Below are 13,452 nucleotides of genomic sequence, written 5' to 3'. Positions count from 1 at the left end.
GTGTCGGTGAAAAAGGGTGCAGCACAATGGAATTGACGCTCTATGTGGTACGGCGGGGTGTCGGTGGTGGCGTCTAGTGTTGGGGTCATGGAGGGGAACCTGACGGTTGAGCAGCGACGCGAGCAGATCGCAGCCGCGCGCGAGGCGCTGGCCGGGTTCGATGGGTCGCTGTGGCAGGTCCCTGGTGGTGGCGGAGGCGGCGGTGGTGGCCTGGCAGGTTTGCTCGGCGAGGTGGACGCGCTGGGTGCGATGTGTGAGGCGGCGAAGGTGTCGATCGTGGCCGAGGCGATGGAGCGGGGCGAGACGTCCGAGGGGGCGGCGGCGATGACCCTGACCCAGTGGGTGCGGCACCACGCGCCCTCGACCCGGGCGGGTGGGGCCGGTCAGCTGGTGGCGGTGGCGCAGGAGTTCGGCAAACCGGTCAACGCACCGGTGGTCCTGGCCATCCGGTCCGGGGTGCTGCCGGTGCGGTCGGCGGCGGTGGTGCTGGCCGAGGCGGACCGGTTGCGGCCGTTGCTGGTCGAGGGGGCGCAGCCGCACGTGTTGGCGGGTCTGATCGAGATGGCGGCGCAGCACGGGCCGCGGGGGTGCCGGATGGTGCGGCCGGCGTTGCTGGCCAGGTACGGCCAGGACGGTGAGCTGCAGACCCAGCAGGACGTCGCAAGGCGGTTCGTGTCGCTGTCGCAACCGGTCGAGGACGGCACCGGGACCGCGGAGTACCGGCTGGTCCTGGATGTCGAGGGCAAGGCTGTCCTCGAGGCGGCCCTCGGGCCGTTGTCCGCGCCCAGACCGGTGCAGGGGGACCGGGACCTGCGCAGCTGCGACCAGCGCCGCGGCGAGGCCTTGGTCACCCTGGTCCGCCGGGCAGTGGCCGCGGGTGAGCAGGTCGGGACGAACCCGAAGGCCCAGCTGGTCGTGACGATGGACTGGGAGTCGCTGGTCGCCGGGGTGCGTGGGGCCGGGGTCACCGTCGGCGGCTCGGACACCGGCACGATCCTGGCCCCGGAGACGGTGCGCCGGCTGGCGTGTGACGCGTCGGTGGTCCCGGTGCTGCTCGGGTCCGAGGGGGAGGTCCTCGACCAGGGGCGTGCGGTCCGGTTCTTCACCCCGGCCCAGACCCGCCGGCTGTGGCTGCGCGACGGTGGGTGCACGTATCCGGGGTGTTCGATGCCGCCGCACTGGACCGACGCGCACCACCTGGTGCACTGGGCCGACTTCGGGACCTCGGACCTGGGCAACGCCGCGCTGCTGTGCGAGCGTCACCACACGATCGTGCACAGCCGCCGGTACGCCGGACAAGTGGTGCACGGCGACGCCGGGGAGCGGGTCGAGTGGGACCGCACCCTGGGCAGCTACGACCAGCTCCTGGCCCGCCGCGCCGCAAAGGAACCAGCGTGACCCCGCCCCACACCCGGCCCACCCCGGGCGGGGCCAGACCCATGCCGACCGTCCTGCATCGCGTGAGCGCGCCCTGCCTACGGACGGGACTTGGAGCGTGCCGTGCGACCCCAGCGAGCCGCGCGCCACGAGCGAGTGCCGGTGGGTGAGCGGGTCAAAGAGCTGCCCGGACCGGGCTACTTGTCGACGTCGCCGACGACGAAGAACATCGAGCCGAGGATGGCCACCATGTCGGCGATCAGGTTGCCGGGGAGCACCTCGGCGAGCACTGCGACGTTGTTGAACGACGCCGAGCGCAGCTTGAGCCGCCACGGGGTCTTCTCGCCGCGTGACACGAGGTAGTAGCCGTTGAAGCCGAGCGGGTTCTCGGTGGCGGTGTAGAGGTCGCCCTCCGGGACCTTGAGCACCTTGGGCAGCTTGACGTTGACCGGGCCCTGCGGGAGTGACCGCAGCCTGTCGAGGCAGGCCTCGGCGAGGTCGAGGCTCACGTGTGCCTGTTCGAGCAGCACCTCGAGCCGCGCCAGGCAGTCGCCCGCAGTGCGCGTGACGACGCGACCCGGGCCACCGTCCGCGAACAGCTCGGCGTAGGCGAGGTACGGCTCGTCGCGTCGCAGGTCCATGTCAACACCGGCGGCACGCGCGATCGGTCCCGAAACGCCATACGCCGCAATGACTTCCGGCGAGACTACGCCAACCCCTTGGGTCCGCGCCTCAAGGATCTCGTTGCCGACGATCAGCGCCTCGATGTCCGGCAGCCGCCTGCGGACTGCCGACACGGCATACGCGACGCGGTCGAGCCACCCGGCTGGGAGGTCCTCCTTGAGCCCGCCGACGCGGTTGAACATGTAGTGCATCCGACCGCCGGAGGCCTCCTCCATGACGGCCTGGAGCTCCTCCCGCTCACGGAACGCGTAGAAGATCGGGGTGATGGCGCCGAGTTCGAGCGGGTAGGAGCCGAGGAACATCAGGTGGTTGAGCACCCGGTTCAGCTCGGCCAGCAGGGTCCGGGCCCAGACCGCGCGGACGGGCACCTCCATGCCCAGCATTCGCTCCACGCCAAGCACCACCCCGAGCTCCGAGGAGAAGGCCGACAGCCAGTCGTGCCGGTTGGCCAGCACGATGATCTGGCGGTAGTCGCGCACCTCGAACAGCTTCTCGGCGCCGCGATGCATGTAGCCCACGATCGGCTCGGCCGAGACGATCCGCTCGCCGTCGACGACGATCCGCAGCCGCAGCACGCCGTGGGTGGCGGGGTGCTGCGGACCGATGTTGAGCACCATGTCAGCGGTGGCCAGGCCGCCCGCGCCCATGCCGACGGTGAGGTCGCGCCGGCCTTCCGTGGTGGTCACGTCGCCAGTCTGCCGTATGCCGCGCGGAGAACGCCGTGCCGCCGGTGCCGGGGTCGGGGGGGTGCGTCCTCGCCGACCGCCCATCCGGGGTGGCGAGGCGTCGTGGCCTCCGGGTCGGTCAGCCGGGGCAGCCGGGGATGTTCTGGATGCTGGTGGCCTGGCCCTTGCTGTCGATCTGCACGAGCACCGTGTTCTCGCGGTCGGCCAGGCCCTTGAGCTGGGCGGGCTTGACGGACTTCGTCTGCAGCGGCTGGTCGGCGGCGATGCAGTGGCTGAACAGGATCCGCGCACCGTCGGCCACCGGGATCGTGAAGGTCAGCTTGGCATTCTGGTTGGTGTAGGGCACCGCACCCTTGAACGGGGCCGTGGGAACACCGTCCTTGGCGAGCTTGGCGTCGCTCAGACCCGTCCAGGTCCACCGGTCCAGCTCCAGCACGTCAACGCCGGCCACGGTGCTCACCTTCGTGACGACCCCGAAGTCGAAGGCACGGCCAACCACGTCGGACTTGGGGGCCTTCGGCGCGGCGGACGTCGGGCCGCCCGGCTTGGCCGTGACGGTGGGGGTGACCGTGACGGTCACGTTCCCCCCGGTGGAGGGCGTGTCCGACCCGCAGCCGGAGAGCAGGACCACGGCCGCGAGGGCGGTCAGGGTCGCGGCGGTGGCCGTGCGCAGGTGGTGCTGGTGCGTCATGGGGACAGGGGTCCTTTCGAGGGACAGCAACAGTCAAGTTTGCCCTCGCTGGAGCGCCTGACAAAACTCGACGATCTGCGGCAGGCTGATCGGGTGCCCATCCAGCCCACCGTCGACGCCGCCGAAATCCTCGATCTGGGCGACCCCGCCGTCGTCGCGGACCCCTATCCCCACCTGGCCGCGTTGCGCTCGGCAGCCCCGATGGCCTGGCACAGCGGGATGGGCGTCTGGCTGGCGAGCGGGCACGCCGAGGCCGGTGCCGTGCTGCGCGACCGGCGCCTCGGGAGGGTGTTCGGGCCACGCACGCCGGACGCCGAGTGGGACACCTTCAACTGGCTGCACGCCGACTCGATCCTCGACAGCGAACCCCCGAAGCACACCCGTCTGCGCCGACTGGTTGCCGGCGCGTTCGGACGTGGGCATGTGCAGCGGCTGGCCCCCCGCATCGAGGAGCTGGCCGCCGGGCTGCTGGCCGACCTGCCCGATGGCGAGTTCGACGTCATCGAGCACTACGCCGAGCCGCTCCCCGTCCTGGTGATCGCCGAGCTCCTGGGTGTCCCGGAAGGCGACCGGCACCACCTGCGGCCCTGGTCGCAGGCCATCGTGCGGATGTACGAGGTGGACCGGACCCCTGCCGACGAGGAGGCGGCCCGCGAGGCAGCAGGGGCGTTCGCGGCATACGTCGAGGAGCTTGCGGCGGAGCGCGCGAAGGCGCCGGGCGACGACCTGCTCACCGACCTGGTCACCGCTCGTGACGGGTCGGACCGACTGTCCGCCCACGAGCTCGTGGCCACCGCGGTGCTGCTGCTCAACGCCGGGCACGAGGCGAGCGTCAACGGGTTCGGCAACGGACTGCACTCGTGGCTCACCGCCCCGGACCGGCCGCGGCTGGACGTCGACGACGACGCCGCTGTGTCGCGGATGGTCGAGGAGTTCCTGCGCCATGACTCGCCGCTGCACCTGTTCGAGCGGACCGCCAAGGAACCCGCCGAGGTGGCCGGGGTCGCGCTCGAACCCGGCGACAAGGTTGCTGCCCTGCTTGGAGCAGCAAACCGCGACCCCGCGGTGTTCGCCGACCCCGACCGGTTCGACGGCGGACGGGACCCCAACCCGCACCTGGCCTTCGGGGCCGGCATCCACTTCTGCATCGGTGCGCCACTGGCCCGCCTCGAGCTCGAGATCTCGGTGCGCACCATGCTCGCCCGGTTCCCGGACCTGGTGGTCCTGGAAGCGCACCGGCGTCCGACCTTCGTGCTCCGCGGGTTCGAGCGGCTGGTCCTCAGCCCACACGCTTGATCGCCCAGAGGAAGTCGCCGAAGCCACCTGGCGCGGTGAGGGCCGCTGCGGCAGAAGAGGTTGCGAGCGTCTGCAGGTAGAGCTGCGGGTCGCGACTCGCAAGGTCCAGGGGCGGTTGCCGACCGTCCACGCCGAGGCCACGCAGGGCGGTGCGCTGGTCGAGCAGCTCGTCGTGGTCGAGGGTGTCCATGGCGACGTGGGCGGTCAGGTCGCAGGTCCCGTCGGGGACGGGCGTGACGAGCTGCCCGCGCCGGTATGCCGCGAGCGTGCCTTCCATCGGCCGGTCACCACCGCGATGGCCGTAGTCCACGGCGACGAGGACACCCCGGTCGACCCGGCTGACGAGATCGTCCCAGGCGTGGTCCCTCGGGAGGCCCACCTCGACCCGGTCCCCGCTGGCCGTCGGCTCCCAATGTGTTGTGGACCAAGCGAGCTCGTCGCCGTCGACCAGGGCTCCGAAGCTCTCCACGCCCGTAGTGGAGTCGACCATCACCAGCCGCAGGTCGCCGTCGCCGTCCACCTCGGCGATGGGGCAGGGCACCACGTCGAGCCATTCGTGCGCGATGACGAGCGCGTGGTCGAGCTCGCGCAGCGCGGGTGGCAGGTCCGCTCCGCCCGGTGCGACGTGCCACTCGACCTCCGGTGGCAGGGACTGCGGCCTGGCGACCACGTCGACCCCGGTGAGGCGCAGTGCCGGGCCCGCGGCATGCACCTGGGTGAGCAGCTCGCCACGACCGGCGCCGACGTCGACGACGTGGGTCAGGCCGTTCTCGCGCGCCATCCGTGCCACCGCGCCGGCGAGGAGCTCGCCGAGTGGGCCGTGGGCGGCGGTCGTGAAGTGGCCGGCCGGACCCGCGGCCGCGCGGTAGAAGCCGTCGGGACCGTAGAGGGCGCCCTGCCAGGCCGCCTGCCAGTCGAGGAGGGTCACCCGGCCAACCTACGAGGTCGCGGGCTCGGGGCGGGGCCCTAGCCACCTCTCAGGTCCCGAGGCTGCGAGATAGGTTGGGGCCGTGACTTCGGCCGACGAGCGTCCCGCACGGCTCGACGTCGGCGTCGTCGGCGCCGGGCGCGTCGGGGCCGTTCTCGGTGCGGCGCTCCAGCGGGCCGGCCACCGCGTCGTCGCGGTCTCGGGCGTGAGCGAGCAGTCCCGGACCCGCGCCGCCCAGCTGCTCCCTGGCATACCCGTTGTGGCTCCGGACGATGTGGTGCGACGGGCCGAGCTCGTCCTGCTCGCGGTCCCGGACGACGCGCTCGCGGACCTCGTCGCCGGGCTGGCCGCGACCCGGACCTGGCAGGCCGGACAGCTCGTGGCGCACACGTCGGGGCGGCACGGGCTGGAGGTCTATGCGCCGGCGCTGGAGCAGCACGTCCTGGGTCTGGCCCTGCACCCCGCCATGACGTTCACGGGCACCGGCCTGGACCTCGAGCGGCTCGTCGAGTGCTGCTTCGGCGTGACCGCGCCGGAGCCGCTGCGGCCGGTCGCGGAGGCGCTCGTCCTCGAGATCGGTGCCGAGCCCGTGTGGATCGAGGAGTCGGCGCGGCCGCTCTACCACGCAGCCCTCGCGCACGGTGCCAACCACCTCGTCACGCTGATCGCCCAGTCGCTGCAAGCCTTGCGGGCCGCCGGGGTGGAGGAGCCGTCGAGGGTGCTGGGACCACTGGTGTCCGCGGCCCTCGACAACGCCCTGCGCGCAGGTGACGCTGCCCTCACCGGGCCCGTCGCGCGCGGTGATGCGGGTACCGTGGCCGAGCACCTGCGACAACTCCAGAGCCTCAGCCCTGACATCCGTCCGACCTACGTTGCCCTGGCGCGGGCCACTGCCGAACGCGCCCTCGCCAGTGGTCGGCTCAAGCCGCACGTGGCCGAACCCCTGTTGGACATCCTCGCGACCGACCAGGAGCGACAGTGAGCACACAGCCCGGTATGCCGGCAGCTTCCGTGGCTGCGCCCCCCGCCGACCCCGCGCCTCCGGGAACCAGCCCCGCCCCCGTCGCCCCCGTCGCCCCCGTCGCTGCCGGACCTGTGGTGGCCCGGACCCGCGACGAGCTGCGGATGGCCAGGCGTCAGCTCACCGACGGCGACGTCGCGGTGGTCATGACGATGGGCGCGCTGCACGAGGGTCACGCCACGCTGATCGAGACGGCCAGGCAGCGGGCCGCGCACGTCGTCGTCACGATCTTCCTCAACCCGCTCCAGTTCGGGCCGCGCGAGGACCTGTCGCGGTACCCGCGGACCTTCGACTCCGACATGGAGATCTGCCGTCGTGCCGGCGTGGACCTGGTCTTCGCGCCGACGCCGGACGTCATCTACCAGGACGGCGACCCCGGCGTCCGTGTGTCTGCCGGCCCGTTGGGCAACGTGCTCGAGGGGCAGGCCCGACCCGGCCACTTCGACGGGATGCTGACCGTGGTGGCCAAGCTGCTGCACCTGACTCGCGCCGACACTGCCTACTACGGACAGAAGGATGCCCAACAGCTGCTCCTGATCCGGCGGATGGTGGGCGACCTGGACTTCCCGGTGCGCGTCGTCTCGGTGCCCACCGTGCGCGAGGCCGACGGCCTGGCCATGAGCAGCCGCAACATGTACCTCACCGACTCCGACCGCGAGACCGCGCTGTGCCTGTCCCGGGCGTTGCGGGCCGGTGCGGCCGCGGCTGCCGAGGGGCCCTCGGCGATCCGACGGGCCGCGCGGTCGGTGCTCGTGCGCGAGCCGTTGGCGCTGATCGACTACCTGGTCCTCGTGCACCCGTCGACCTTGGAGGACGTGCCGGAGTGGTACCGCGGCGAAGCGCTCCTGGCTGTCGCCGGGCGGGTCGGTACCACCCGGCTGATCGACAACCTGCCCATCTCCGTCGGACCCAGCGGTGGTCCCCTCGAGGTCTTCTCCGACGTCGACTCCGCCGGCGCCTGACGGTTGCCGGCCACACACACCACGGGCCAAGCACACCAACGGCCATTAACACCAAGGGCCATACACACCAAGGAACGTGCCATGCAGCGCTTCATGCTCTACGCGAAGATCCACCGGGCGACGGTCACCCAGGCGGACCTGCACTACGTCGGGTCGCTGACCATCGACCGCGACCTCATGGACGCCGCGGCGTTGCTGCCCGGTGAGCAGGTCGACGTCGTGAACGTCGACAACGGCAACCGCCTGACCACCTATGCGATCGAGGGCGAGCGGGGCACGGGCATCGTCTGCATCAACGGCGCTGCGGCCCGCCTGATCTCACCAGGGGACACCGTCATCATCATCGCGTATGCCGCCATGGACGACCACGAGGCGAAGTCGTTCGAACCGCAGGTGGTCTTCGTCGACAAGGACAACAAGATCGTCGAGATCGGTCACGACGCCGGCGACGTGCCCGCGGGCTTCGGCCTGGCGACCTCTGCCGTGACGCGGCGAAGCCATGACTGACCAGCCGGCCATGCCTGACCTGCCGACCACGCCGGACCTCGGCCATCAGAGGGGCACTCCCGCCGAGCTGAGCATCCCCCGCAGCCTCGTCGCGGGTGAGCCCGGCTGGACCACGTCTGCCGACGTCATCGTCGTGGGCTCCGGCATCGCCGGGCTGACGACCGCCCTGCGGCTGCGGCAGCGCGTGGACCGCGTGCTGCTGGTGACCAAGACCGTCCTCAACGAGGGGTCGACCCAGTGGGCGCAGGGCGGCATCGCCGCGGCGCTGGACCCGGGCGACTCGCCCGAGGAGCACCTGCACGACACCCTCGTGGCCGGCTGCGGAGTCTGCGACGTCCCGGCCGTCACGGCGCTGGTCCACGAGGGGCCGGAGCGGGTCCGCGAGCTCGTCGCCCTCGGTGCGGAGTTCGACCTCGACGACGAGGGCGAGCTCAAGCTCACCCGCGAGGGCGGCCACCACAAGGACCGGATCGCCCATGCCGGCGGGGACGCCACGGGCAAGGAGATCTCTCGCGCCCTGATCGCTGCTCTGCACCGGGTCCAGGACGACCCCGGGATCGAGGTGATCGAGCACGCTCTCGTCGTGGACCTGTTGCAGGACAACGAGTCCCGCGTCTGCGGAGTGACCCTGCACGTCATCGGCGAGGGGCAGATGGATGGCGTCGGCGCCGCGATGTCCCGCGCGGTCGTGCTGGCCACGGGCGGGCTGGGACAGGTCTACTCCGCGACGACCAACCCGTCGGTCGCGACGGGCGACGGGATGGCGGCGGCGTTGCGCGCCGGCGCGGTGATGGCCGACGTCGAGTTCGTGCAGTTCCACCCGACCGTGCTGTGGCTGGGCCCCGGATCGAGCGGCCAGCAGCCGCTCATCTCCGAAGCCGTGCGCGGCGAGGGCGCCTTCCTCGTCGACCGCGACGGCGTCCGGTTCATGCAGGGACGTCACCCGCTCGCCGACCTCGCGCCCCGTGACGTCGTCTCGCGGGCCATCGTCGACCGGATGCAGCAGACCGGTGAGGACCACGTGTTCCTCGACGCCCGCCACCTGGGCCAGGCGTTCCTCGAGGAACGCTTCCCCTCGATCGTGGCGCGCTGTCGCGAGCTCGGGTTCGACCCCGCGACCGAGCTGCTTCCGGTCGCCCCGGCACAGCACTACGCCAGTGGCGGCGTGCGCACCGACCTCGTCGGGCGTTCGTCCCTCGACGGTCTCTATGCGTGTGGCGAGGTGTCCTGCACGGGGGTCCACGGCGCCAACCGGCTCGCGTCCAACTCGCTTCTCGAAGGGCTGGTCTTCGCCCACCGCATCGCCGACGACATCAGCGAGCGGATGGCGGTGGGCCAGCTGCCCCAGGCCGACCAGGCAGATCGCTCGGCGCAGGTGGGGGCCACTGACGATGGTGACCCGCACGACGGGTCCGCCCTGCTCGACAGCTCCGCCCGCGTCCAGGTGCAGGCCGCCATGACGGCCGGGGCCGGCGCAGTCCGGTCGGCGCAGTCGCTGGCGAGCACGGCGGCTGCCTTGCGCGACCTGGCCCTCGCTGCGACGTCCACCGAGTCCGGCCCGGCGTCGTGGGAGACGACCAACCTGCTGCACATCGGTCAGGTGCTGACCCTGGCCGCAACCCTTCGGGAGGAGACCCGCGGTGGCCATGTCCGCAGCGACCACCCCGACCAGGTCGACCCGCGGTGGCGGGGGCACACGCTGATCGTCCGCGGCGCCGACGGCAGCCTCTCCACCACCTTCGAACCCGTGCCCGAACAGGACCTCGCATGACCGATCCCCACGCCACAGACCTGCGAGCCGCCGAGCTGGAGTTCCCCGAGGCTGACGCGCTGGCCGTCATCAGGACGGCCCTCGACGAGGACCTCGGCGGCCCCGACGGCGTCGACGTCACCACGATGGCCACCATCCCGGCCGACCAGGTGAGCAGCGCCCAGGTGGTCGCGCGCGAGGCCGGCGCACTGGCCGGCATACCCGTCATCGCCATGGTCTTCGACGAGGTGGCCAGGCGGCTGGGTGCCGAGCCCTTAGGCACCACCACGAAGCACCGTGACGGCGACGTGGTCAGCAAGGGCGACGTGGTCGCGACGCTGTCCGGCTCGACCCAGGTGACCCTCGTCGGCGAGCGCACGATGCTCAACATCGTGTGCCGCCTGTCCGGGATCGCGACGCACACCTACGCCTGGGCGCAGCGGCTCGAGGGCACCGGTGCCACCGTCCTCGACACCCGCAAGACGACCCCCGGCCTGCGCGCCCTCGAGAAGTACGCCGTGCGCGCCGGGGGCGGCACCAACAAGCGGATGGGCCTCTACGACGTGGCCATGATCAAGGACAACCACAAGCTCGCCGCCGGCTCGCTCAGCAAGGCGTATGCCGCGGTGCTGGCCAAGTTCCCCCACGTCCCCATCCAGGTCGAGGTCACCACGACGCAGGAGGCGCTCGAGTCGGTCGAGGTGGGCGCGCGGTTCCTGTTGTGCGACAACATGTCTCCGCAGCTGTTGCGCGAGACGGTGCAGGCGGTGCGGGCCACCGGCGAGGACGTCGAGCTGGAAGCCACCGGCGGTCTGACCCTTCAGGTGGCGAGGGAGTACGCGGAGACCGGCGTCGACTACCTCAGCGTCGGAGGGTTGACGCACTCCTCACCGATCCTCGACCTGGCCCTCGACCTCACCGACGGCTGACTCCATGGTTGTGCTCCTGTTGGAAGTGGAACTACCGGATATCCGGTAGTTCCACTTCCAACAGAGGCGATCGGTCGGGAAGGGGCGCGGGGTCAGTCGAGCAGGTGGCGCAGGTAGCGGCCCGGACCCTCGAGGTAGCGCCGGTAGTGCGCCACGACGTCGAGGTCCTCCCAGGCGGTCTCGTGGATGCCGGTCTCATCGAGCTGCAGGATCCTGGCGCCGGGCAGGCTGGCCACGATCGGCGAGTGGGTTGCGACCAGCACCTGCCTGCCCGGTTCGGCGACCGCCTCGGCCAAGGACCCCACGAGGGCCAGCTGCGCAGAGAACGACAGTCCGGCCTCCGGCTCGTCCATCACGAAGAACCCGTCACCGTCGAACCGCCCGGTCCGCAGCATTGCCATGAACGACTCTCCGTGGCTGAGCTCGTGGAACGCCGGGTCGTTCGGTCCGGCCACTCCTTCGAGGTAGGTGAAGTGCCCGTGCAGGGTCTCCGCGCGCAGGAAGTAGCCCCATCGCGCAGCCCCGGCTCCGCGCACCAGACGCAAGTCGTCGTGCAGTGCGGACTCGGTCGCGCGAGTGGAGTTCCGGGCGTTGATAGAGCCGCCCTCACCGGACAGTCCGAAGGCCATCGCGACGGCCTCCACGATCGTCGACTTCCCGGCGCCGTTCTCGCCGACCAGGATCGTGGCGGGTCCCAGGTCCAGCCCCTCGCGCAGCACGTGGGCCACGGCCGGGATGGTGAGCGGCCACTGGTCCGCCGGGAGGGCGGCATACGGGCTGCGCTCGACGCGCCGCACTGGGAGGGGCACGGTCCAGTCCACCTCGCCGCTGCCTTTCCCCGCCATGCGGGGCACTGTATGCCGGTCGGTACCCTTTGCGGGTGAGCCAGCCCCCCAGCGCAACCGACGCCACCACCGTGGCCTCGCCGGATGCACCCCAGCCCGACGCCGACCTGCCCGAGCAGATGCAGGTGCGGCGGGACAAGCGAGATCGGCTGCTGGCGGAGGGGAAGCAGGCGTTCCCGGTGCAGGTGGCGCGCACGCACACGCTCGGTGAGGTCCGTGACCAGTGGGGCCACCTCGAGACCGGTGAGGAGACGCAGGACGTCGTCGGTGTCGCCGGCCGCGTCATCTTCATCCGCAACACCGGCAAGCTGGCCTTCGCCACCCTCCAAGAGGGCATCGGCACGCGGCTCCAGGTCATGCTGAGCCTGGCCGAGGTCGGTGAGGAGGTGCTCGCCGACTGGAAGTCGACGGTCGACCTCGGCGACCACGTCTTCGTCGAGGGCCGGGTGATCTCCTCGCGGCGCGGCGAGCTGTCGGTCATGGCGACCCGGTGGGAGATGGCGTCCAAGGCGCTGCGGCCGCTGCCGGTCCTGCACAAGGACCTGTCGGAGGAGTCGCGGGTGCGCCAGCGCTACGCCGACCTCATCGTCCGGCAGGAGGCTCGCGACATGGTGCGCACCAAGGCGCGCGCGTTGTCCGCGATCCGCCACGTCCTCGAGGACCAGGGCTACCTCGAGGTGGAGACGCCGATCATCCAGCTCATCCACGGCGGTGCCGCCGCGCGTCCGTTCAAGACCCACATGAACGCGTTCGACCAGGAGATGACGCTGCGGATCGCGTTGGAGCTCAACCTGAAGAAGGCCGTCGTCGGGGGAGTCGACCGGGTCTACGAGATGGGCCGGATCTTCCGCAACGAGGGCGTCGACGCCACCCACAGCCCCGAGTTCACGATGCTCGAGGCCTACCAGGCCTATGGCGACCAGACCACGATCGCCGCCCTGATGCGCGACATCTTCGTCGGCGTCGCCGATGCCCTTGGCTCCCGCCAGGTCGAGACCGCAGCCGGCACCGTTGACCTCGACGGCGAGTGGCGCTGGCTGCCCGTCTACGAAGGGGTCTCCGCGGCCGTGGGCGAGACGGTCACCGTCGACACCGACGTGGACACGCTGCGCGGGTATGCCGCGAAGCACGACGTCGCGATCGACGCGGCCTGGGACAAGGACAAGGTGTTCCTCGAGCTGCTCGGCGAGCTGGTCGAGCCCGGACTGCTCCAGCCGACGTTCCTGTGCGACTACCCCGCGATCGCGCAGCCCCTGGCCCGCCCGCACCGAAGCAGGCCAGGGCTGATCGAGGCGTGGGACCTCATCATCGGTGGGGTCGAGCGCGGGACCGGGTTCTCCGAGCTGGTCGACCCGGTGGTCCAGCGCGAGGTGCTGACCGCCCAGTCGGTCAAGGCTGCCGGCGGAGACCCCGAGGCGATGCAGCTCGACGAGGACTTTCTGCGTGCGCTCGAGTACGGCGCGCCACCGATGGGCGGTCTCGGCTTCGGCGTCGACCGCCTCGTCATGCTGTTCACCGATGCCAGCATCCGCGAGACCATCCTGTTCCCGCACCTCAAGCCGGAGGTTTCCCGATGAGCGGTATCTGGCCCTACATCGCCGCACTGATTCCGTCAGCCGGCGTGGGTTTCCTCTTCTGGCTGGTCATCAAGAACATGATCGAAGGTGACCGCAAAGAGCGGTTGGCGCATTCGCAATGGGATGCCCAGCAGGCAGCGCAAGAGAGCGCGAAGGACAATTCCGGTCATTCTGCAAATGGCGAGAAGATTCCCTGAGC

13 protein-coding genes are annotated in these 13,452 nt (G+C 71.1%); 9 read left to right on the top strand and 4 right to left on the bottom strand.

Annotated elements, in window-relative coordinates; genetic code table 11:
- Positions 1 to 87 precede the first annotated feature (87 nt).
- Positions 88 to 1,398, top strand: a complete 1,311-nt coding sequence (locus EAH86_RS14970; RefSeq protein WP_161988668.1) for an HNH endonuclease signature motif containing protein — start codon at positions 88 to 90, stop codon at positions 1,396 to 1,398.
- Positions 1,399 to 1,574: 176 nt separating this feature from the next.
- On the opposite strand, the gene EAH86_RS14965 is transcribed toward EAH86_RS14970, so the two are convergent.
- Positions 1,575 to 2,708, bottom strand: coding sequence for an NADH-quinone oxidoreductase subunit D (locus EAH86_RS14965; RefSeq protein WP_140742694.1), 1,134 nt, complete (start codon positions 2,706 to 2,708; stop codon positions 1,575 to 1,577).
- Positions 2,709 to 2,865: 157 nt separating this feature from the next.
- Complete coding sequence (locus EAH86_RS20660; protein WP_140742167.1) at positions 2,866 to 3,438, bottom strand: hypothetical protein; 573 nt, start codon at positions 3,436 to 3,438, stop codon at positions 2,866 to 2,868.
- 93 nt (positions 3,439 to 3,531) lie between these two features.
- Between EAH86_RS20660 and EAH86_RS20655 the strand changes: the two genes are divergently transcribed.
- Positions 3,532 to 4,734 (top strand): cytochrome P450, encoded by a 1,203-nt coding sequence (locus EAH86_RS20655; protein ID WP_241668388.1) that lies wholly within the window; start codon positions 3,532 to 3,534, stop codon positions 4,732 to 4,734.
- On the opposite strand, the gene EAH86_RS14950 is transcribed toward EAH86_RS20655, so the two are convergent.
- Positions 4,718 to 5,662, bottom strand: coding sequence for an SAM-dependent methyltransferase (locus EAH86_RS14950; protein ID WP_140742165.1), 945 nt, complete (start codon positions 5,660 to 5,662; stop codon positions 4,718 to 4,720). The two genes, EAH86_RS20655 and EAH86_RS14950, sit on opposite strands and share 17 nt — an antisense overlap.
- A gap of 82 nt (positions 5,663 to 5,744) precedes the next feature.
- Here EAH86_RS14950 and EAH86_RS14945 point away from each other — a divergent pair, with 82 nt between their 5' ends.
- The 5 genes from EAH86_RS14945 (at position 5,745) to nadC (ending at position 10,831) form a co-directional block, all read left to right on the top strand.
- Positions 5,745 to 6,644: a Rossmann-like and DUF2520 domain-containing protein gene (locus tag EAH86_RS14945; RefSeq protein ID WP_140742164.1), complete on the top strand. Its 900-nt coding sequence runs from the start codon at positions 5,745 to 5,747 to the stop codon at positions 6,642 to 6,644.
- Positions 6,641 to 7,645 carry a pantoate--beta-alanine ligase gene (gene panC, locus EAH86_RS14940; protein WP_277752344.1) on the top strand — a complete coding sequence of 335 codons (1,005 nt, stop codon included), beginning with the start codon at positions 6,641 to 6,643 and terminating at the stop codon, positions 7,643 to 7,645. The genes EAH86_RS14945 and panC overlap by 4 nt, the downstream gene beginning before the upstream one ends.
- Before the next feature lie 81 nt (positions 7,646 to 7,726).
- The gene (gene panD, locus EAH86_RS14935; protein WP_140742162.1) at positions 7,727 to 8,152 is read left to right on the top strand and encodes an aspartate 1-decarboxylase; all 426 of its coding nucleotides are present in this window, start codon (positions 7,727 to 7,729) and stop codon (positions 8,150 to 8,152) included.
- Entirely contained in the window at positions 8,145 to 9,923 is a 1,779-nt protein-coding gene (locus tag EAH86_RS14930; protein ID WP_425325229.1) for an L-aspartate oxidase, read from the top strand. The genes panD and EAH86_RS14930 overlap by 8 nt, the downstream gene beginning before the upstream one ends.
- Positions 9,920 to 10,831 (top strand): carboxylating nicotinate-nucleotide diphosphorylase, encoded by a 912-nt coding sequence (gene nadC / locus EAH86_RS14925; protein WP_140742160.1) that lies wholly within the window; start codon positions 9,920 to 9,922, stop codon positions 10,829 to 10,831. The genes EAH86_RS14930 and nadC overlap by 4 nt, the downstream gene beginning before the upstream one ends.
- Before the next feature lie 92 nt (positions 10,832 to 10,923).
- Here the strand turns inward: nadC and EAH86_RS14920 are convergent, their stop codons facing one another.
- The gene (locus EAH86_RS14920; protein ID WP_140742158.1) at positions 10,924 to 11,676 is read right to left on the bottom strand and encodes an AAA family ATPase; all 753 of its coding nucleotides are present in this window, start codon (positions 11,674 to 11,676) and stop codon (positions 10,924 to 10,926) included.
- Positions 11,677 to 11,795: 119 nt separating this feature from the next.
- Between EAH86_RS14920 and lysS the strand changes: the two genes are divergently transcribed.
- On the top strand, positions 11,796 to 13,253 hold the full coding sequence (lysS, locus tag EAH86_RS14915) for a lysine--tRNA ligase (RefSeq protein ID WP_140742686.1): 1,458 nt from the start codon (positions 11,796 to 11,798) through the stop codon (positions 13,251 to 13,253).
- Complete coding sequence (locus EAH86_RS20475; protein ID WP_140742156.1) at positions 13,250 to 13,450, top strand: hypothetical protein; 201 nt, start codon at positions 13,250 to 13,252, stop codon at positions 13,448 to 13,450. The genes lysS and EAH86_RS20475 overlap by 4 nt, the downstream gene beginning before the upstream one ends.
- The last annotated feature ends 2 nt before the right edge of the window (positions 13,451 to 13,452 follow it).

Source organism: Pedococcus bigeumensis, from assembly GCF_006438965.1.
Classification (GTDB): Bacteria; Actinomycetota; Actinomycetes; order Actinomycetales; family Dermatophilaceae; genus Pedococcus; species Pedococcus bigeumensis_A.
The sequence above is the reverse complement of the archived record's forward strand: the minus strand, read 5'-3'. Positions and strand labels throughout refer to the sequence as shown.